Below are 22,462 nucleotides of genomic sequence, written 5' to 3'. Positions count from 1 at the left end.
CAGGGTGGCCGACATAGCACGCCCTTCAAGGAAGAATGGTTAACCACGTAAAGGAACTGCCCGTGGACTTGAGATCTGTCATCGCCCCGATTTTCCGTGTCTGCCCTCTTTCTCTTGCTGTCCGCCTCGGTATTGTCGGGGTGGTTGCCACGCTCTCAAGTCCTCAAGTGATGGCCGCCTGTACCCCCGGCAGCCCGGCAGCGGGCGGGACGGTGACCTGTAGCGGCGTGCCGTCGTTGCCGTTGTTCCTCAATACCTTTTCCAGCGCGGTGAACGACCTGACGGTCAACGTCGGTTCCGCCGCGCAACTGAACGCCACCCTCGGCGGGCAGGTGCTGAACCTCACGGGCAACAACATCACGCTGAACAACGCCGGGCTGATCGACCCGGCCATGCTCGGCGCAGTGACCCTGCTGAGCGCGGGCGCGGTGATCGGCAACGCGGGCGCCTCGGTGGTGAACGTCACCAACGCCGCCACCGGCATTATCCGTGGCACTGGCGACTTGCTCGGCGTCAACCTGGGCAGCCTCAACGGCATGGCGTTGAACATCAACAACGGCGCTGGCGGCAGCACCAACATCGTCAACAACGGCACCCTCGGCTCGACTGCGCTGTTGAACATCACGCTGTTCTCGGCGGATACCCCAATCGTCGCGGCGCAGGGCGGCGCCCAGGTCAATGTGGTCAACGCCGGCACCATCAACGGCCGGATGGCCTTCGAGACCTCGGCCAGCGGCAACACGTTCGTCAACTCCGGCACCATCAGCGGTGGCGTGTCGATGGGCGATGGCAGCACCAACACCTTCACCGCAATTACCGGTTCGACCATCTCCAACGGTGGCGGTATCGGCCTGGCCCTCGGTGGGTTGATCGGCGTCAACCTGACCTTCGCACCGACCGGCCAGATCGATGGCGGCGCGGGTGGCATTAACTCGCTGATCCTGCAAAACCCGATAGGCATCGGCGGCGGCACCTCGGGTGTTGGCGTGGTGTCGAGCGCCAACTACGTCAACTTCAACAACCTGACGGTCAACAGCGGCACTTGGACCTTGCAAGGTCCGTTGATCACCGGCAGCACCACGCTCAATGGGGGTATCGCCCAGTTCAATAACAACGCGACCTTCGGCAGCGGCGTATTGACCTCCAATGGCGGCGGGTTACAGGCCAGCAGCGGCGGCTTGTCGTTGAGCAACCTGATCAACCTCGGCGCCAGCGGCATCCAATTGCTGGGTACCAACGCCATCACGCTCGGCAACGTGATCAGCGGCAGCGGCGGCATCACCAAGAACGGCACGGGGCAACTGGTGCTCAACGGCGCCAACACGTATCTGGGCGCCACCGCCCTCAACGGCGGATCGGTGCAACTGGGCAACAACCTGGCGTTCAGCACCGGCACGGTGACCGTGGGCGGTTCGACCGTGCTGCAGGCACCGGGCACCATTACCCTGAACAACAACATTGTGCTCAACAGCGCCATGGGCACCTCCGGCGTCGGCAGCCTGACCCTGTCAGGGCTGATCAGTGGCGCGGGTGGCATCTCGAAAAACGGCAGCGGCACCCTGGCGCTGACCGGCAACAACGCCAGTTATACCGGCAGCACCGACCTCAACGCCGGCACCTTAATCCTTGGCAACAACAATGCGCTCGGCAGCGGCTCGCTGAACGTCAACGCGGCGGCAAGTCTCAATACCACCACCGGCGTGACCCTGAACAATTCGGTGGCGCTGAACGGCAATCTGACCGTCGCGGGCAGCAACGCGCTGACCCTCAATGGGCTGATTTCCGGCTCCAGTGGTTTGATCAAGAATGGTCTGTCGACCCTGACCCTGAGCGGCAGCAACACCTATCTGGGGCCAACCGCACTGAACGCCGGCGGCTTGCTGCTGGCGTCCAACACCGCGCTGGGCACTGGCGCGTTGAACACCGCCGCCGGCACCTCACTCGACACCAGCGTGGCAGTGACGTTGGCCAACGCGGTCAACCTCGGCGGCGACCTGACGATCGGCGGCACCCAGGCGTTGGGCCTGACCGGCACGATCAACGGTGCGGGCGGACTGATCAAGAATGGCAGCGCCGCACTGACCCTCAGCGGCACTAATGGCTACGCTGGCGACACTGCGCTGAATGCCGGCTCGCTGATTCTCGGTTCCAACACTGCGCTGGGCCTGGGCACATTGAACACGGCCGCGGGCACCACACTGGATGCCAGTTCCACGGTTGCGGTGACCAACGCGGTGAACACCGCCGGCAACCTGAACATCGGCGGCAGCGCCAACCTGACCCTCGGTGGCGTGGTCGGTGGCAGCGGCAGCCTGACCAAAAACGGCGCTGCCAACCTGACGCTCAATGGCGCCAACACCTTCCTTGGCGGCACCACTCTGAACGCGGGCACCCTCACCGTTGGCAACGCGAATGCCTTGAGCAGCGGCGTGCTGACCGTGGCCGGCGCTTCGACGCTGGACAGCAGCAGCGGCGTTGCCATTGCCAACGACATCGCGATAAACGCCGACCTGAGCGTCGGCGGCACCAACCAACTGACTCTTGATGGCGTGCTGAGCGGCACCAATCAATTGATCAAGAATGGCGCGGCCAACCTGGCCCTCAACGGCATCAACACCTTCCAGGGTGGCAGCACGCTGAATGCCGGCAGCATCACCGTCGGTAACAGCGCGGCGCTGGGCACTGGCGGCCTGACCGTGGGCGGCGCGAGCACGCTGACCGGCAGTTCGGCCCTGAGTCTGGCCAACGCCATCACCCTCAACGCCAACCTGACCACCGGCGGCGCCAACGCGCTGACCCTCGACGGCGTCATCGCTGGCGCTGGCGGGTTGATCAAAATCGGCGCCTCCAGCCTGACGCTTACCGGTGCCAACACCTACACCGGCACCACGGCGCTGAATGCCGGTTCGCTGATCGTCGGTTCCAATACCGCATTGGGTTCTGGCGCGTTGAACGCGTCGGGTGGCACTACCCTTGATGCCAGTGCTGCATCGACCCTGGCCAACGCGGTCAACCTGGGCGGCAACCTCACCCTCGCCGGCACCAACGCGCTGACCCTCAATGGTGTCGTCAGCGGCATCGGCGGGCTGATCAAAAACGGCGCCGCCGACCTGACCCTCAACGGCAGCAATAACTACCTCGGCGCCACCGCGCTGAACGCCGGCAAACTGATCGTCGGCGCCAGCGGTGCCTTGGGCGCCGGTGCATTGAATGCGGCGGCCAACACCACCCTCGACAGCAACGCCGCCGTCAGCCTGAGCAACCAAGTGAACCTGGCCGGTGCGTTGAACGTCGGCGGTTCGGCTGACCTGACCCTGACCGGGCTGGTCAACGGTGCGGGCAACCTGGTGAAAAACGGTGCGGCGAATCTGGTCCTCAACGGCGCCAACGGTTTCCTCGGCGGTACCACGTTGAACGCCGGCACCCTGACCGTCGGCAACGGCTCGGCGCTGGGCCTCGGCGGCCTGACCGTCGCTGGCGCGGCAGCCCTGGACAGCAATGCCCCGGTCAGCCTCGGCAACAACGTGGCACTGAATGCCGACCTGACCGTCGGCGGCACTCAGGGCCTGACCCTCGGCGGCGTGATCAGCGGCACCAGTCAACTGATCAAGAATGGCGCGGCCAACCTGACCCTCAATGGCGTCAACACCTACCAGGGCGATACCACCCTGAACGCCGGCAGCCTGACGCTGGGCAACGGCGCGGCACTCGGTACTGGCGCGTTGATCGTGGGCGGCACCTCGACCCTCGACAACAGCGCGGCTTTCACCGTGGCCAATGCCATGACGCTGAATGCCGATTTGAACATCGCGGGCAACAACAACCTGAACCTCGGCGGCATCATCGACGGTGCCGGTGCGCTGAATAAAAACGGTCTATCGGACCTGACCCTCAGCGGCAACAACAGCTTCACCGGGGCCTTGAACATTCTGTCCGGCAGCGTCACCGCCGCCAGTACCGGCGCGCTGGGCAACACCTCCGGCGCTAACATCAGCGCTGGCGCCAGTCTCAATCTCGGCACCGATGCCAGCCTCGCCGGCCTCAACGGCAGCGGCGATGTGCTGATCGGCTCGGGCAACACCTTGTCGGTGGGCGGCGTCAGCACCACCAGCACCTTCGACGGCGGTTTGGCCGGCCCTGGCGGCTTGACCAAAGTTGGCACTGGCACGCTTAACCTCACCGGTATCAACGGGCTCACCGGCGACACTGCGGTCAACGGCGGCACCCTCGACCTCAGCGGTTCTCTGGGCAGCGCCAACGTCAACGTCAACACCGGCGCAACCCTGACCGGCACCGGCTCGGTATTGGGCACGCTGAACGTGAACAACGGCGGTCATCTGGGCCTGAGCAGCGGCAACACCTTGTCGGTCGGTGCGTTGGCCTTGAACAGCACCTCGAATATGGACGTCGCCCTCGGCGCACCGTCCACCAGTTCGCTGCTGAACATCGGCGGCAACCTGACTCTGGACGGCAACCTCAATGTCGCGGATGCCGGTGGTTTCGGCGTCGGCGTGTATCGCTTGATCAACTACACCGGCAGCCTGCTGAACCTGGGCATGGACATCGGCGCGATCCCGATCGGCTACAGCCTCGCGGACCTGGCGCTGCAAACGTCGATCGGCAATCAGATCAACCTGCTGGTGACCGCGCCTAACGTGAGCTTGCGTTTCTGGGACGGCAGCCAGACCTTGCCCAACGGTACGGTGGATGGCGGCTCCGGGACCTGGAATGCTGGCAGCACCAACTGGACCTCGGCCGATGGTTTGACCAACCAGACCTGGGCCAGCGACTTCGCGATCTTCCAGGGCACGGCGGGCAACGTGACGGTGCTCGGTACGCAGACCTTTAACGGCATGCAGTTCGTCACCGACGGCTACAACCTGCTGACCGGCGCGGCTGGGCGTCTGACTGCTTTCAATGGTACCGGTGGCAATGCGGCGATCCGGGTCGATCCGGGTTCGACCGCCACCATCGGCGTCGCCATCGACGGGGCGGCCACCCTGGCCAAACTCGATAGCGGCACCCTGGTGCTCAACGGCGACAACACCTACAGCGGCGGCACCTTGCTGAATGGCGGCACGCTGGTGGTGGGCAATAACACCGCATTGGGCAGCGGTCTGTTGACTGCGGCTTCGGGCACCACTCTGGACAGCAACGCCGCCGTCACCCTCGGCAATGCCGTGGATCTGGCCGGCAACCTGAACATCGCGGGCTCCAATGCCTTGACCCTCAACGGTGCGATCAGCGGCGCAGGCGGTCTGGTCAAGGCTGGCGCGGCCAACCTGACCCTCGGTGGCAACAACACATTCCTCGGTCCGGTGACACTGAATGCCGGTGGCTTGATTCTGGCCTCTAACACGGCACTCGGCGCCGGCGCGTTGAACGCGGCCAATGCCACCACCCTGGATGCCGCGACGGCAGTGACCGTCGGCAACGTAATCAACCTGGCCGGCAACCTCGGCATCGCCGGCAGTGCTGACCTGACCCTCAACGGTGCGGTCAACGGTGCGGGAAGCCTGAGCAAAAACGGCACGGCCAATCTGACCTTGAATGGTGTCAACGGCTTCCTTGGCGGGGTTGTCCTGAACGCCGGGACCCTGACGGTCGGCAATGCTTCAGGCCTTGGCCTGGGTAACCTGACGGTCGCCGGGGCCTCGACGCTGGACAACAACACGGCGCTGACTCTGGCGAATAACGTCGGCTTGAACGCCACGCTGGCGGTGGGCGGCAGCAATGACTTGACCCTCGGCGGTGTGATCAGCGGTGCCGGTGGCCTGATCAAGAACGGCGCGGCCAACCTGACCCTCAACGGTGTCAACAGCCAACAGGGCAACACCACCCTCAACGCCGGCACCCTGACCCTCGGCAATGCTGCGGCGTTGGGTACTGGAGCGTTGACCGTTGCCGGAGCCTCGACGCTGGATAACAGCTCGGCGCTCAGCCTGGCCAACGACGTCAACGTCAACGCGGCGCTGAACGTAGCCGGCACCAATAACCTGACGCTGGACGGCATCGTCGGCGGTGCCGGAACCCTGAACAAAAACGGCGCGGCAGACCTGAGCCTCAGCGGCAACAACACTTTCAACGGCACCTTCAACGTACTGGGCGGCAGCTTGAGCACCACCTCCGCCACGGCCCTGGGCAACAATGCCGGAGTTAATCTGGGGGCGGGCACCAGCCTCAACCTCGGTGCGTCCGGCAGTCTCGCCAGCCTTGCCGGCAGCGGTACGGCGTTGCTCGGCGGCGGCAACACCTTGAGCATCGGCGGCAACAATGCCAGCAGCACTTTTGATGGTGTGCTCAGCGGCAGCGGCTTGCTCGACAAACTCGGCAGCGGCACTTTCAACCTCACTGGCATCAACAGCCTGACCGGCGACACCAGCATCAACGGCGGCACGCTGAATGTCAGCGGTTCCCTGGACAGTGCCAACGTTGCGGTCAACAACGGCGGGACCCTCGCCGGCAACGGCAGCCTTATCGGCGCAGTCAATGTCGCCGATGGCGGTCACGTCGCTCTGGCCACCGGCAGCGCCTTGTCGGTGGGCTCGCTGGCCTTGAGCGGCAACTCCAACCTCGATGTCGGGCTCGGTGTGCCGGTGTCCGGCGGCGGTAACGCGCTGATCAATGTCGGCGGCAACCTGACCCTCGACGGTAACCTCAATGTCAGCGACATCGGCGGCTTCGGCAGCGGTGTGTATCGCATCATCAACTACACCGGCGCCCTGACCGACAACGGTCTGGCAATCGGCACTGTACCGGGCAGCGTATCGCCGGGCGATCTGCAAGTGCAGACCGCCGTGGGCAGCCAGGTCAACCTGCTGGTCAGCGCACCGAACGTCACCGTGCAATTCTGGGACGGCGCGCAATTGGTCGGTAATGGTTCAATCGACGGAGGCAGCGGTACATGGAATAGCGGCAGCACCAACTGGACCAATGTCAACGGCACCTCGAATCAGGCTTGGGCCAACAGCTTCGCGGTATTCCAGGGCACGGCGGGCAATGTCACGGTCGATGGCACGCACGCCGTCACCGGCATGCAATTCGTCACCGACGGCTACAGCCTGTTGAACGGCACGGCGGGCGCATTGAACCTGGTCAACGGCGGTTTGGGCAACGCGACTTTCCGCGTCGATCCGAACAGCACCGCAACCCTCGGCGTAGCCATCAACGGCGCCGGCACCCTGGGCAAATACGACACCGGCACCCTGGTGCTGAACGGTGCCAATGGCTATACCGGCGGCACCGCGCTTAACGGCGGCACCTTGGTAGTGGGCAATAACGGCGCGCTCGGCAGCGGCGTACTGACCGCCGCCAACGGCACTACGCTGGACAGCAACATCGCCGTCAGCCTCGCCAACGCTATCGCATTGAACGGCGGGATGAGCGTTGGCGGTTCAAATGCGTTGAGCCTCGATGGCGTTGTCAGCGGCACCGGCAGCCTGATCAAGAACGGCGCTTCCAGCCTGACCCTCAATGGCAGCAACAGCTACGCCGGCGGCACGCAGTTGAATGCCGGCTCGCTGATCCTCGGCAACAACAGCGCCATCGGCACCGGCGCACTCGGCGTCGGTGGCAGTGCGCAACTGGACAGCAGCGCCGCCCTGCAACTGGCTAACGCCATCAACCTCACCGGGCAACTGACATTGGCCGGCACCCATGCCACCACCCTCAGCGGCATCATCGCTGGCACCGGCAGTCTGGTGAAAAACGGCAGCGGCGCGCTGTTACTCAGCGGCACCAACACCTACAGCGGCGGCACGATCCTCAACGCCGGCACCACCAGCGGTGACACCACCAGCCTGCAAGGCGCGATCCTCAACAACGCCGCGCTAACCTTCGAGCAAAGCAACAACGGCACCTACACCGGCAACCTCACCGGCAGCGGTACACTGACTAAAAACGGCACCGGCGAGTTGCTGCTGACCGGCACCAACGGCCTGACGGGCGACACCAACGTCCAGGCCGGTTCGTTGCTGGTCAACGGCACGCTCGCCAGCGCAAACGTGAACGTGGCGAGCGGGGCGAAAATCGGCGGCACCGGCCAGATCGGTGGCGCGGTGCAACTGGCCAGCGGCGCGACCCTGGTCGGCGGTGGCAGCGTCACACCATTGTCGGTCGGCTCCCTGGCCTTGGCGTCGGGTACCAGCCTGGACTTCAGCCTCGGCTCGGCGACCAGCTCGACGAATGTGGTCAACGTCGCCGGCAACCTGACCCTCGACGGCACGTTGAACATCACCGATGCCGGCGGTTTCGGCACCGGTGTCTATCAACTGTTCCGCTACGGCGGCAACTTGACCGACAACGGCCTGACCTTCGGCACATTGCCGGGCGGTGTGGCGTCCTCAAGCCTGACCCTGCAAACCGCGTTGGCCAATCAGGTCAACCTGCTGATGCAGGCTACCCAGGGTGAAGTGCAGTTCTGGAACGGCGGCAAAACCAACGCTGACGGTACGATCAGCGGCGGCGACGGCGTCTGGGGCTCTAGCACCAACTGGACGAACGCCAGTGGCACGGCAAGCCAGGGTTCGAGCGGTCGGTTCGCAATATTTGGCGGGCAGGGCGGTACCGTGACAATCGCCGGCAATCAGGGCTTCACCGGGTTGCAGGTACTCGACAACGGTTATCGCCTGGTGCCAGGTGCCGACGGCAGCCTGACCCCAATCAACGCGGCGGATGGCAGCCTCGCGGCGGTGCGGATCAACTCCGGCGTCACCGCTGAAATCTCGGCGCCTCTGGTCGGCACCGGCGGCATCGAGAAACTCGATGCCGGCATCCTGGTGCTCAGCGGCGCGAACACCTACAGCGGCGGCACCATCGTCAGCGGCGGTACGCTGGTCGGTAACACCACCAGCCTGCAAGGTCGCATTCTCAACAATGCACGGTTGCTGTTTGCCCAGTCCACCAGCGAGCGTTTCAACGGTGTCCTCAGCGGCACTGGTCATCTGGTCAAGCAAGGTGCCGGGACGCTGTTGATCGAGGGTGATCAGCCGTTCAGCGGCACCGTAGATGTGGAGCAGGGCCTGTTGCAGGTCGGTGATGCTCCGTCGAACTTCGGCGGGCAGGTCACCGTCTTCAATGGTGCAGCCTTGACCGGTAACGGCAGCGTGGGCTCGGTGGTCAACCACGGGGTGTTCTCGTCCGGCGCCAATGGCGAGACCCTGAGCGTGACAGGCAACCTGACCAACGCGGCGGACGGCCTGCTGGCACTGACCGTCACCTCGCCGACCGTCACACCGTTGCCAGTGGGCGGCACGGCAACCCTTGACGGTGCGCTGCAAGTCACCAATCTGCTGCCGTACTCCGGCGACACCACCTACAAGCTGATCACGGCGGGTGGTGGCGTCAACGGTACGTTCAGCGCAACCGATCTGCCGGAACGCGCCTTCCTCGACACCTCACTGGTGTACAGCGCCAACGAAGTCGATCTGGCCGTCAGTCGTAACCAGACATCCTTCGCCACGGTTGCGGCCACGGGTAACCAACGCAGCACGGCGTCCGCGCTGAGCCGTAATGGCGTGGCCGGTGCGGCGTTGCAGACCGAAATCATCAACCTCAGCACTGCCGGTGCCCGCGCGGCATTCGACAGCTTGTCCGGAGAGATTCACGCCAGCACCGCCAGCGCGATTCTCGAAGATTCGCGTTACATCCGTGACGCGGTCAACGACCGTATGCGCCAGCCGTCCTGCAGTGGGCCTGACGATCCTCGCCGCGCGCTGGCGCCTAGCGAAAATCGCCTGTCCAGCGGCGGCTGCCACGGCGAAATGGTCGGCTGGATGCGTGCACTCGGCGCCTGGGGCGAGATGGATGGCGACAGCAACAGCGCCAAACTTGATCGCAACCTCAGCGGCTTCATGCTCGGCACCGACAAACAGATCGACGATCAATGGCGTGCCGGGATGGCCGCCGGTTACACCCGCAGCGATCTGGATGCCCATGACCGTCGCTCCGATGCCACGGTCGAAAGCTACCACCTGGCGGCGTACCTCAACTCGCAGTTCGACGCCTTGGCCGTGCGCCTGGGTGCCGCTTACAGCTGGCATGACATCGAAACCAAGCGTGACGTCAACGTCGGCGGCTACAACGATCGCCTGAAAGGCGACTACGACGCGCGCAGTGCCCAGGTGTTTGGCGAAGTGGGTTACACGGTCGAAGCGGCTGGCGTTGCGCTGGAACCGTTCGCCGGCCTGTCCTACGTCAACTACGACAGCGACACCGTGCATGAAAAAGGCGGAGTGGGGCGTCTGAAAGCTGATTCCAGCCAGGACATCACCTTCTCCACCCTGGGCCTGCGCGCCGGCAAAGTCATCACCCTGGCCAACGGCGGGCAATTCACCCCGCGTGCGGCCATCGGCTGGCGTCATGCCTTCGGCGACACCAAACCGGATGCCGACCTGAGCTTCATCGACGGCGGCGCCTCGTTCAGCACCCAGGGCGTGCCAATTGCCAAGGACAGCGCGCTGCTTGAAGCGGGCGTGGACTTCCAGATCAGCCAGAACGGCAAACTCGGCCTCGGCTACTCGGGTCAGGTGTCGGGCAAAAACGAAGATCACGCCATGACGATCAGTTTCAGCCTCGGGTTATAATCGCGGTCGAAGCACTTTTAGCCGCCCGTAAGGGCGGTTTTTTTTGCCTGTCAGTCAGGGATGCGGTGCCTGTGCTGCCGCCTTCGCGAGCAGGCTCGCTCCCACATTGGATCGATGGCGAACACAGAATTTGTGTCCGCCGAAGATCACCTGTGGGAGCGAGCCTGCTCGCGAATGGGCCCTCACAGGCACTATAAATCTCGTCTGCTAGAATCGGCCCCACTGACTCTACGAGGTGCACCCCATGAGCGAGCCGATTCGTCTGACCCAATACAGCCACGGCGCAGGATGCGGATGCAAAATCTCGCCACAGGTACTGGAAGTGATTCTGGCCGGCAGTGGCGCGCAGAACCTCGATCCAAATCTTTGGGTCGGCAACGCCTCGCGCGATGACGCGGCGGTGTACGCCATCGACGACGAGCGCGGCGTGGTCTCGACCACCGACTTCTTTATGCCGATCGTCGACGACCCGTTCGACTTCGGCCGCATCGCCGCGACCAACGCCATCAGCGACATCTACGCCATGGGCGGCGATCCGTTGATGGCGATTGCGATCCTCGGCTGGCCGGTCAATGTGCTGGCCCCGGAAATCGCCCGGGAAGTGATTCGCGGCGGCCGCTCGATTTGCGACGAGGCGGGCATTCCCCTGGCCGGCGGGCATTCCATCGACGCCCCGGAGCCGATCTTCGGTCTGGCCGTCACCGGACTGGTGCAAAAACGCCACATGAAGCGCAACGACACCGCCACCGCCGGTTGCCTCCTGTACCTGACCAAACCCCTGGGCATCGGCATCCTCACCACCGCCGAGAAGAAGGGCAAGTTGCGCAACGCCGACATCGGCCTGGCCCGCGACTGGATGTGCACCCTGAACAAACCCGGCAGCCGCTTCGGCAAACTCGACGGCGTGACGGCGATGACCGACGTCACCGGTTTCGGCCTGCTCGGGCACCTGGTGGAAATGGCCGATGGCAGCCGACTCACCGCCCGCATCGAATACGACCGCGTGCCACGTCTGGCGGGCGTCGAGTATTACCTCGAGCAGGGCTGTGTACCGGGCGGCACCTTGCGCAACTTCGACAGCTACGCGAGCAAACTCGGACGCTTGCAGGAGCTGCATAAACGCGTGCTGTGCGATCCGCAAACCAGCGGCGGCCTGCTGATCGCGGTCACGCCCGAGGGCAACGAGCAGTTCCTCGCGGTGGCTGCCGAACTGGGCTTGAGCCTTGAGCCTATCGGCGAATTGGTAGAGCGACAGACCAACGCGGTCGAGGTGTTGTGATGTCAATCGACTGCACCGATTACCGCGACATCTTTCTCAACGACCGGCCCATGATGGATGCCCGTGCGCCAGTCGAATTTCTCAAGGGCTCGTTCCCCGGCGTGGTCAATCTGCCGCTGATGAATGACCACGAGCGGCAACGCATCGGCACCTGCTACAAACAGCACGGCCAGCAAGCGGCCATTGCGTTGGGGCATCAGTTGGTGTCCGGCCAGATCAAGGCCGAGCGCCTCCAGGCCTGGGCCGATTTTGCCCGGGCTCACCCTGAGGGATATTTGTATTGTTTTCGCGGAGGCTTGCGCTCGCAGATCGTCCAGCAGTGGCTCAAGGATGAGGCGGGCATCGACTATCCGCGAGTCGGTGGTGGCTACAAGGCCATGCGTTCCTTTTTGCTGGAAACGACGGATCAAGCCGTGGCGCAGTGCGATTTCGTCTTGCTCGGCGGCATGACCGGCACCGGCAAGACCGAAGTGCTGACGCAGTTGAGCAACGGGCTGGACCTGGAAGGCTACGCCAATCATCGGGGTTCCAGCTTCGGCAAGCGCGCCACTGGCCAGCCTTCCAACATCGATTTTGAAAACCGTCTGGCCGTGGACATCCTGAAAAAGCGCGCCGGTGGCATCGAGCAATTCGTGCTCGAAGACGAAAGTCGTGCGGTCGGCAGTTGTGCCTTGCCGCTGCCGCTGTATCAGGGCATGCAGCAGTTTCCGATGGTCTGGTTGGAGGACAGCCTCGAAGGGCGGGTCGAGCGGATTTTGCGCGATTACGTGGTGGACCTGTGCGCCGAGTTTATCGGGGTGCATGGCGAGGACGGCTTTGCGCTGTTTTCCGAGCGCTTGCTGGAGAGTTTGAACAATGTGCAGAAGCGCCTGGGCGGGGAACGTCATCGGCGCATGTTGATTCTGATGGAAGACGCCTTGGTGGAGCAGGCGCGTAGTGGCGCGGTGGACTTGCACCGGGGCTGGATCGAAGGGTTGCTGACTGAGTATTACGATCCGATGTATGGGTTTCAGCGGGAGAAGAAGGGCGCACGGATTGAGTTTTCCGGGGAGCGCGGGGCGGTGATTGAGTATCTGCGGGAGCGGGGCAGCCTTCAGAAGTGATTGTGGTTTTGTTGGCCTCTTCGCGAGCAGGCTCGCTCCCACAGTAGATCTTCAGTGAACACAAATTTTGTGTACGACGCAGATCCAATGTGGGAGCGAGCCTGCTCGCGAAGAGGCCCTGACAGGCGCTGAATCCCTTAAAGCAAAGCAGCCCCGATCAACCCGCTGATCACTCCAATCCCCATGGTCATCAGCGCCACACTCACCAACACCCGCGTATTGAAATCCTTACGCAGCATCAACAGCGACGGCAGGCTGATGCTCGGCAAGGTCATCAGCAGCGCGACCGCTGGGGCGGTGCCCATGCCCAGGGTCATCATGGTTTGCACGATAGGGATTTCGGCGGCGGTTGGAATCACGAACAACGTGCCGATGATCGCCAGCGGCACCAGCCACAATAGGCTGTTGGCCATGGCGCCATCGATGTGCGGGAACACCCAGACCCGCACCGCACCCAGTACCAGCACCGCCAGGATGTAGATCGGGATGGTGCTCCAGAACAGTTGCCAGATCGTCCGGCCCCAGCGGGTCAGGAACGGTTGCGCGTTGATCTCGCGGGCTTCGGCCACCGCTTCGACAGCGGCTTCGGGCACGTTCTCCGGCCCTGAGATCCGCTGGGCCACCAGCGACACGCCAAACACCAGCACGATGCCCGCCACGAGGCGCAACGCGGTAAAGCCCCAGCCGAGTACGAAGCCCATGAACACCAGCGTGGCGGGGTTGAGCACCGGGTTGCCGATCCAGAACGCCAGCGCCGCACCCACCGACACGTTCTGTCGGCGCATGCTCGCCGCCACCGGGGCCGCGCAGCACGAGCACATCATGCCCGGCAGCGCGAACAAACCACCGCGCAGGGTCGAGGCGAAACCGGCGCGGCCAAACAGACGCAGCAGCCAGTCCCTTGGAATCAATACTTGCAGCAGGGAGCCGAGGATCACCGCCAGCACGGCAGCTTTCCAGATCGCCAGGAAATACACCTTGGCGTAAGTCAGGGCGGCGATCAGTGGATCGGATTGTTGGTCGTTGATGATCGAGGCGCCGATGCTGTGATTGTCAGCGGCGACGAAGGCCTTGAGGTAGTAGGGCGACCATTTGACGTAGTAGAGGCCGACACAGGCGACCAGCAGGAACAGCGCGGGTTTCCACCAGAACGACCAGCCCCGGGCGGGGACTGCTGTGGTTGAGAGAGACATGGCAAGGTTCCGGGCAAGGGAGAGATCAATTGATGATAGCCCAGCCCCTTCTTACCCGCGGTCCCGACAGCGCGTGGGACGAGGCAGACGTCTTACGTAGGACAGTTCTGCGAGCCGTTATCCAGCCCCTGCTTGTACGTGTGGCTGACAAGACTGGCCTTGCCGTTGTGCCAGGTCAGGGTCAGTACGTACAGGGAATCGTAGTCGCTGGACTCCCAGTCCTCGGTGATGTTCTGTTTCTTGCCCAGCGCGTCGCCGGCGACCTTGTTGATCAGCTCGGGCAGGTAGCCGTGGGACCAGGCGGTGTAGATGATCGAGTTGTGATACTTGTCGTGCAGCAGTTCATCCGCCAGATCGCTGGTGTCGTTGGCCGAATACTCGATGTTCACCGGCAACCCGAGTTTGATTGCGCTGGGGCTGATGGTCATCAGGGGGCGAATGTAACTGTAGGAATTGTCCAGTTCGCCTTCCTCGACATTGCGCGTCGGGTTGGCGGCGAACACATAGTTGGCCTTGCCGAATTTCTCTGGCAGCAACGTGGACAGGTTGATCGCACGGTTCAACCCTTGGCAGTTGAGTTGGCCCAGGCCGCCTTCGGGTTTTTCCGCGTGGCGCAGGAATACCAGCGTCTGGGTGCCGTCGGCCGGTTGGGCGCGGCTTTCGCTGGACTCAAGCGACAGGAACAGCGCGCTGGCCGCCAACAAAGAAGGCAGGAAAATGTACGCGCGATGCTTGAAGCGTTGGGCAAATTTCAAGAGGTTCATCATTGAATAATGGGTTCTTCAGCGCATTCGATTAAGGCTGACAAACCTTTACACCGCGCTCCCAGCGTCGGGTGTTTTCCATGTCGTTGTGCCGGTCCGTTTCCGTGAAGGGCATTGCTCAGAGTCCCCTGAGGCCCATTTGGTTCGATACCGGCGGTTTCGCAGCACTTTAGCCGCAACCTTCGACGGGATGGTTGAAGGTTAGCGACAGGATGTTTCGGTTTTATGGATACCCGCATATTTCTGCGCCAGAAGGCCCCGGACCTACATTATGATCAGCGCTCCAATGTCTGCGTGGATGCACCCATGACCGATCTCTCTGCGTTCCCGATCAATCAAAAATGGCCGGCCCAGTACCCCGACTGGATTCAGCTCTATTCCTTGCCGACCCCCAACGGCGTCAAGGTCTCGATCATGCTTGAGGAGATCGGCCTGCCGTATGAGCCGCACCGTGTGGGTTTCGAGACCAACGATCAGTTGTCGCCAGAGTTCATGTCCTTGAACCCCAACAACAAGATCCCGGCGATCATCGATCCCCACGGCCCCGGCGACCAGCCGCTGCCGCTGTTCGAGTCCGGGGCGATTCTGATCTACCTCGCCGACAAAAGTGGCCAGTTGCTGGCCCAGGAATCGGCGGCACGCTATGAGACGATCCAGTGGTTGATGTTTCAGATGGGCGGTATCGGGCCGATGTTCGGCCAGGTAGGTTTCTTCAACAAGTTCGGCGGCAAGGACTACGAGGACAAACGTCCGCGTGATCGCTACGTCGAAGAAAGCAAACGCCTGCTCAACGTGCTCGACAAACGCCTGGACGGGCGCGACTGGATCATGGGCGAGCGCTACACCATCGCTGACATCGCGACGTTCCCATGGGTGCGCAACCTGATCGGTTTCTACGAGGCCGGTGATCTGGTGGGCATCCAGAATTTCCCTAATATCACACGGGTGCTGGAGCGCTTCCTGGCGCGGCCCGCGGTGATGCGCGGGCTGGAAATTCCCAAGTAAAGCTATTCAAGACCAAGGCAGGCCATGAGTTCTTTCAATTTCAAGCAAGTCGATGTCTTCAGCCAAACGCCGCTCAAAGGCAATCCGCTGGCGGTGGTGTTCGGCGCTGACCGGCTCAGTGACGAGCGCATGGCAGCGTTCGCGAGCTGGACCAACCTCAGCGAAACCACGTTCATTCTCGAGCCCCGGGACCCGCGCGCCGACTACCGGGTGCGGATCTTCACTACCTTGTCGGAACTGCCGTTCGCCGGGCATCCGACCCTGGGCACCTGCCACGCTTGGCTTGAGGCCGGTGGCGTGCCCAAGGGTGATGAGATCATTCAGGAGTGCGGCGTCGGGCTGGTGCGGATTCGTCGGCAGGGGGCAGAGTTGGCCTTTCTCGCGCCGCCGCTGCTTCGGACCGGCGCGGTGGATGCCGATGTGGTGGAGCGGGTGCGACGTGGACTGCGGCTGGAGGAGGGGGCGATTGTCCGGGCGCAATGGGTTGATAACGGTGCTGGCTGGTTGGCGGTGATGGTCGAGGATCGGCAGCAAGTGCTCGATGTGCAGCCGGATCATTCGCAAATGCTGGGTTTGGCGGTTGGCGTGATCGCGCCGTGGAATCCCGAGCGTGACGGCGATGATGCGCAATTCGAAGTCCGGGCGTTCATCTCCGGCGACGGCATGCCGGAAGACCCGGCCACCGGCAGCCTGAATGCCGGGATTGCCCAGTGGCTGCTTGGCGAAGGGCTGGCACCGGCGTCGTATGTAGTCAGCCAAGGCTTGACCATGGGCCGCGCGGGACGAATTCAGGTGGATCAGGTCGGGGATGAGATCTGGATTGGTGGCGCAGTGGTGACCTGCATCGCCGGGACCCTGAATCTGTAGCTGTCCCAATACAAATCCCCTGTGGGAGCGGGCTTGCTCGCGAATGCGGTGCATCAGTCAAAACATGTGACGACTGACACAATGCCTTCGCGAGCAAGCCCGCTCCCACAGTGGTCCAGCGTCGTTCATATGATGTGAGCTCGACACAAAAAAACTGTGGGAGCGAGCTTGCTCGCGATAGCGGTGGATCAGTCACCTTGATGTTGGATGTGCCGCCATCATCGCGAGCAAGCTCGCTCCCACAGTGGTCCAGCGTCGTTCATTTGATTCGGGCTCGCTCCCACAAGGGGGATTGTTGCCGGACCGGTAAGGGTTTGTTCCGCACTTGAGGTTTGTGTCCTGCGCCTGACAGGGCATAAGCTTCGCCCCCTACGACTTTTGTCTCAGGAAAACCCATGTCCAGCCAGTTCCCCGAAGCACGTCCACGCCGTCTGCGCCGCAATGCGAGCCTGCGCAGCCTGTTCCAGGAAACCGAGTTCAGCCTGAACGATCTGGTGCTGCCAATTTTCGTCGAGGAAGAAATCGACGACTTCGTGCCGATCAAAAGCATGCCCGGCGTAATGCGCATTCCCGAGTCGAAACTGGCCGGTGAAATCGAGCGCTATGCCCGTGCCGGGATCAAGTCGGTGATGACCTTCGGCGTGTCCCATCACCTGGACAGCAGCGGCAGCGACACCTGGAACGATAACGGCCTGGTATCGCGCATGTCGCGCATCGCCAAGGATGCGGTGCCGGAGATGATCGTGATGTCCGACACCTGCTTCTGCGAATACACCGATCACGGCCACTGCGGTGTGCTGCACAATCATGAAGTCGACAACGACAAAACCCTGATCAACCTCGGCAAACAAGCCGTGGCCGCGGCCCGTGCCGGTGCTGATGTGATTGCGCCGTCGGCAGCGATGGACGGTCAGGTCCAGGCGATTCGCCGGGCGCTGGACGAAGCCGGCTTCACCCAGACTGCGATCATGGCCTACTCGACCAAATTTGCCTCGGCACTCTACGGCCCGTTCCGCGAAGCCGGCGGCAGTGCGTTGAAAGGCGACCGCAAAAGCTACCAGATGAACCCGATGAACCGCCGCGAAGCCGTGCGCGAATCGCTGCTGGACGAGCAGGAAGGCGCTGACGCGCTGATGGTCAAACCGGCCGGCGCGTACCTGGACATCATCCGCGACATCCGCGAAGTTTCGCGTTTGCCGCTGTCGGCGTATCAGGTCAGCGGCGAATACGCGATGATCAAATTCGCCGCTCAGGCCGGAGCGATTGACGAAGATCGCGTGGTGCGTGAAAGCCTTGGCGCCATCAAGCGCGCCGGCGCGGACCTGATCTTCACCTACTTCGCGATGGACCTGGCCCTGGCCGGGATCTAACTCACACCACAAATCCCCCCTGTGGGAGCGGGCTTGCTCGCGAAAGCGGTATGTGAGCCAATATAAATGGCGACTGACCCACCGAATTCGCGAGCAAGCCCGCTCCCACAGTTGTTTGGTGATGCCCCCAAATTTCTGTGAACGACACTACATCCCTGTGGGAGCGGGCTTGTGTGCATCAGCGGGCCCCAAAAAACGGCCGTATCCCGTGATCCCGGAAATACCGCTCGATCACTTTCGGATCAGCGCTGTTATCGGCAATCGCCACATAGGTATCCGGCCTTAACAGATAAAATCCGTTGCGCGCCAATCCGGCGGTATCAAACGCCGGTCGCCAGTCGAACACGTGCAGCGGCAGGTGATGTTCGATGCACCAATCGATCATTTCGTCGCTGGTGTCGCCGTACACATGCACCTGCCACGCCGGGTTTTTCAGCGGTTCGTAGTTGTCGCCTTCGCCATCGTGGGCCCAGGGCAGGCGGTCGCCGCCGTGGACGTGGCCCGCAGTGCCTTCGCTCAACGGCATTCCGCGATAGTTGAGGGTGATCTGCGACACGGTGCGAAACAGGAACTCCCGGCTCGCCCCGAACGAGGTCATTTTGGGGATCAGGAACGGTGCCAGCCGCGTGCGCAGCAGGTCGGCGACTTTGCCTTCTGCGGTGACGAAGCTGAACACCCGGTCGGTGGTGGACACCAGGCGCCGGGCGAAGGCGATGCGTTCGGTTTCGTAGGTGTCGAGCAGTTTCGCGGTGGCGGCGCCGCTCAGAACCGCAGCGAGTTTCCAGGCCAGGTTGATTGCGTCGCCGATCCCGGTGTTCATGCCCTGGCCACCCGCAGGGCTGTGGACATGGGCCGCGTCGCCGAGCAGGAATGCGCGATCACGGCGGAAAAACTCCGCGACCCGGTGATGCACGCGGTAGGTCGAGAACCAGTTCACTTGTTCAATCTTGACCTTCAAATGCTCGATGGCCCGGCTGCTGACGTCTTCGAATGCAAGGGTTTCGGCATGCTCGGCGCGCTCATCGCGCACAGTGCCGATCAACCGCGCATGACCTTCGCTGGCCAGTGGAAACACCGCGAGAAAGTCTGCTTCATCGAGGTCTACGTGCAGTTCGCCGTTGAACGCCGGGCCGCTCGCCTGGACATCCGCCACGTAGAAAATCTGCTGGTAGGTGCCGCCGGGAAACCCGCTGTCGAGGGTCTTGCGCACAATCGACCGGGCGCCGTCGCAACCCGCGATATAACAGGCCTGGCAGGTTTCTTCCTGGCCATCGGGCAGGCGTAACTGCGCGGTGATGCCGTCGCCGGTTTCCGTGAAATTTTCCAGTGTGGTATCGCGTTCCACGCGGACGCCAAAGGTTTCGAGGCGTTCGATCAACAACGCTTCGTGTTCGTCCTGCGGAAAGATTTCCAGGAAGGCGTAAGGCGTCAGGCCCTCGCCAATCCGGGTCAATGGCAGGCGCGCTACGGCTTCGCCCTTGACCCAGAAGTTCGCCGCCGCCACCCGATGACCGTTTTGCACGATGGCGTCGGCGAGGTCGAGCTGACGGTACAACTCAAGGGTTCGCGCCTGCACGGCCAGGGCCCGGGAGGTGGTGCCGGGGGCCGAGGTCTTGTCGATGATGCGCACCTGGATGCCGAGCTTGCTCAGCCACAGCGCCAGCACCAGACCGGTCGGCCCGGCGCCGATGATCAGCACGTCACTTCGGTTCATGAGGGCATTCTCCGAAAGGTGGGTCGGACAAGTATGGTTCAGACAAGACAATCGAGCTTGGGCAAACACAAAACCCCTGTGGGAGCGGGCTTGCTCGCGAAAGCGGTGTGTCAGTCAATAAATGTGGTGACTGGCACACTGCCTTCGCGAGCAAGCCCGCTCCCACAGGAGGTTTGTGTTTGACATGTTTTTGTGGCCAACAAAAAAGCCCCGCAGCGCTAAAACTGCGGGGCCTTTTCATTGCGCGGTGGTGCTTAGAAGTCGATGGTGCCAGACAACTTCGCGACGCGCGGCTCGCCTTGGGTCAGGTAGCCGGCCTGGGCCGATTCCCAGTACTTCTCGTTCGCCAGGTTCTCGATGTTCAGGCGCAGGGTGATGTCTTTCTGATCGACTTTGAAGCCATAACGGGCACCGGCGTCGAAGCGGTTCCAGGTCGGCAGGCTGAGGTTGTTTGCCGCGTCGGCGTATTGGCCGCCGGTGCGCAACATCCGAGCGTTCAGCGCTACGCCCTGCAGGCCCGGCACGTCCCAATCCACGCCAGCGTTGAACTGGAAGGTCGGCACGCCGATGGCGCGGTTGCCGTCGTTGGCGCCGTTCTGGGTGTTCTTCAGTTCGGTGTCCATCAGGGTCAGGCCGCTGATCAGGCGCAGCCCTTCGATCGGCTCGCCGAAGACATTCAGCTCGACGCCCTTGTTGATCTGTTCGCCCTGGCGAACATACTCCGCCGTGGTGGCACTGGTGATGACCGAATAACCATCGCTCGGCTGCTCGATGCGGTACACGCCGAGGCTGGCGCCGTAGGTGCCCATGTCGACCTTGACGCCGGCTTCGATCTGTTTCGAGCGGGCCGGGGCGAACGCCTGGTTGCCGTTGGTCACGATGCGGCTGCCAGACGTGGTCGGCGAGGTCGGGCCTTGGGCCAGGCCTTCGATGCGGTTGGCATAGAACGACACGTGGTCCCAAGGCTTGAACACCAGGCCATAGACCGGCGTGGTGATCGATTCGTCGTAGGCCGTGGTGCGGCTGCCGGAACCGTACGGCGCGTAGCCATAGCCTTGAACCACCAATTGTTGGCGACGCAGGCCGACGGTCAGCAACAGTCGGTCATCGAAGAAGCCGAGGGTGTCGGACACCGCGCCGCTGCGGGCGAAGGTCTTGCCGACGATGCCTGGGTCACTCAAGTCGCCGCCGGAGAAGTTGCCGACGGGCGAGGGCGTTTCCACCGGATGGTAGATGTTGTTCGAGTAGCGGGTCAGGTCGAAATCGTAGGCACTGCGCTGTTCGGTCCAGATGCCGGCCAGGCCGAAATTCAGCTTGTGGGTGACCGGGCCGGTGGCGAATCGGCCATTGAGGCCGGCCATGACGCTGGTGTTGTCTTCATCGTGCGGGATGAACGAACCGGTTGTGGTCGAGGCCCCGTCGTTACCCACCAGCGTGGTGGAGTTGTACCGCCCGACTTCACGGGTGTGCTTGGCGCCACCAGCGGCGTAGGCGGTCCAGTTGTCGTTCAGGTCGTACTCGGCGCGCAGCATGCCGAAGGTGTCTTCGATGTCGGTGAAACCCCACTTCGGCGCGTAGTTGGTGTCGGCCGATGGCGCATCTGGAATGTGCGTGGTGTTGCCCAGGTTGACCGTGTTGCGACCACCGTTGACGCGTTCTTTCTGGTAAGCGAAATCGCCGGAAATGCGCAGGGCGTCACCGCGATAATCGAGGCCGATGGAGAACAGTTTCGAGCGCTGGTTTTCGTGGTCGATGCCGGTGTCGCCTTCACGCTGGGCCAGGTTGACCCGCGCACCGAAACGGTTGTCTTCACCGAAACGCTGGCCGAGATCGAGGTGCTGACCGACGCGACCTTCGTCGTTGATGTCGGTGGTGAAGCGGCGGGTGGGTACGTCACCGGCGCGCTTGGGTTGCAGGTTGACGCCGCCGCCTATGCCGGAACCGGTCGGGGTCACTCCGTTGATAAAGGCGTTCGGGCCTTTGAACACTTCCACGCGCTCCAGAGCGTCGGTGGAAATGATCTGCCGTGGCAACACGCCGTACAGGCCGTTATAGGAAATGTCGTCGCCGGTCAGGGGCAAGCCGCGGATCATGAAGATCTGTGCCTGGTTGGAGAAACCCGAGGCCTGGCGTACCGACGAATCGTTGAGCAGCACGTCGGCGACGTCTTCGGCCTGTTGGTCCTGGATCAATTGTTCGGTGTAGGAAGTCATGGTGAACGGCACGTCCATCATGGCCTGATTGCCCAACACACCCAGTTGACCGCCTCGTGCTACCTGACCGCCGGCATAGACCGGGGGCAGGGCGGCGGTCGCGGTCGGGGCCTGGGCGTTGACGTTGACTTCATCCAGCACCAGCGCTTTGCCATCGTTGTCGGTGGTTGCGGCGTGAGCAGAGACGGACAGGGCGCAAAACAAGGCGAGAAGGGTCGGGCGAAAGGGAACGCCGAGTCGGGCTGGAGTGGGCATGTTCGATCCTGGCGGCGCGCCGCCGATGAGAAAAAGGATAACGGCGCGGGGAACTCCTTGCGCAAATGCGACTCCAGGCGCAAATGATATGTTTTCTCAGTAACGTTTCGCAATGA

General features: G+C 62.8%; 10 protein-coding genes. 6 read left to right on the top strand and 4 right to left on the bottom strand.

Going from position 1 to position 22,462, the window contains the following annotated elements; genetic code table 11:
* Positions 1-170: 170 nt before the first annotated feature.
* The 3 genes from LOY68_RS21510 to mnmH all read left to right on the top strand — a co-directional run bounded on the left by LOY68_RS21510 (position 171) and on the right by mnmH (position 12,965).
* On the top strand, positions 171-10,583 hold the full coding sequence (locus LOY68_RS21510; RefSeq protein WP_413787160.1) for an autotransporter-associated beta strand repeat-containing protein: 10,413 nt from the start codon (positions 171-173) through the stop codon (positions 10,581-10,583).
* Positions 10,584-10,827: 244 nt separating this feature from the next.
* Positions 10,828-11,862 (top strand): selenide, water dikinase SelD, encoded by a 1,035-nt coding sequence (gene selD / locus LOY68_RS21505; RefSeq protein WP_265039758.1) that lies wholly within the window; start codon positions 10,828-10,830, stop codon positions 11,860-11,862.
* Complete coding sequence (mnmH, locus tag LOY68_RS21500; RefSeq protein WP_265039756.1) at positions 11,862-12,965, top strand: tRNA 2-selenouridine(34) synthase MnmH; 1,104 nt, start codon at positions 11,862-11,864, stop codon at positions 12,963-12,965. Before selD ends, mnmH begins: the two co-directional genes overlap by 1 nt.
* A 137-nt stretch (positions 12,966-13,102) precedes the next feature.
* Here mnmH and LOY68_RS21495 read toward each other — a convergent pair whose 3' ends face one another.
* Both LOY68_RS21495 and LOY68_RS21490 read right to left on the bottom strand, forming a co-directional pair.
* Positions 13,103-14,158 carry a permease gene (locus tag LOY68_RS21495; RefSeq protein WP_265039754.1) on the bottom strand — a complete coding sequence of 352 codons (1,056 nt, stop codon included), beginning with the start codon at positions 14,156-14,158 and terminating at the stop codon, positions 13,103-13,105.
* 92 nt (positions 14,159-14,250) lie between these two features.
* Positions 14,251-14,925, bottom strand: coding sequence for a histidine phosphatase family protein (locus tag LOY68_RS21490; protein ID WP_163913545.1), 675 nt, complete (start codon positions 14,923-14,925; stop codon positions 14,251-14,253).
* 303 nt (positions 14,926-15,228) lie between these two features.
* On the opposite strand from LOY68_RS21490, the gene LOY68_RS21485 reads away from it, so the two are divergent.
* From LOY68_RS21485 to hemB, 3 genes are all read left to right on the top strand, one after another.
* The gene (locus tag LOY68_RS21485; protein ID WP_265039752.1) at positions 15,229-15,927 is read left to right on the top strand and encodes a glutathione binding-like protein; all 699 of its coding nucleotides are present in this window, start codon (positions 15,229-15,231) and stop codon (positions 15,925-15,927) included.
* 24 nt (positions 15,928-15,951) lie between these two features.
* The gene (locus LOY68_RS21480) at positions 15,952-16,794 is read left to right on the top strand and encodes a PhzF family phenazine biosynthesis protein (RefSeq protein WP_265039750.1); all 843 of its coding nucleotides are present in this window, start codon (positions 15,952-15,954) and stop codon (positions 16,792-16,794) included.
* A gap of 395 nt (positions 16,795-17,189) precedes the next feature.
* On the top strand, positions 17,190-18,164 hold the full coding sequence (gene hemB, locus LOY68_RS21475; RefSeq protein ID WP_054051622.1) for a porphobilinogen synthase: 975 nt from the start codon (positions 17,190-17,192) through the stop codon (positions 18,162-18,164).
* Between the two features lie 178 nt (positions 18,165-18,342).
* Here the strand turns inward: hemB and LOY68_RS21470 are convergent, their stop codons facing one another.
* Positions 18,343-19,878 (bottom strand): FAD-dependent oxidoreductase, encoded by a 1,536-nt coding sequence (locus LOY68_RS21470; protein ID WP_265039747.1) that lies wholly within the window; start codon positions 19,876-19,878, stop codon positions 18,343-18,345.
* A gap of 254 nt (positions 19,879-20,132) precedes the next feature.
* Positions 20,133-22,346: a TonB-dependent receptor gene (locus LOY68_RS21465; protein ID WP_265039746.1), complete on the bottom strand. Its 2,214-nt coding sequence runs from the start codon at positions 22,344-22,346 to the stop codon at positions 20,133-20,135.
* Positions 22,347-22,462: the final 116 nt, after the last annotated feature.

Origin of the sequence: Pseudomonas sp. B21-053 (assembly GCF_026016365.1) — a bacterium.
GTDB lineage: Bacteria > Pseudomonadota > Gammaproteobacteria > Pseudomonadales > Pseudomonadaceae > Aquipseudomonas > Aquipseudomonas nunensis.
This window is presented reverse-complemented; position numbering and strand designations above follow the sequence as displayed.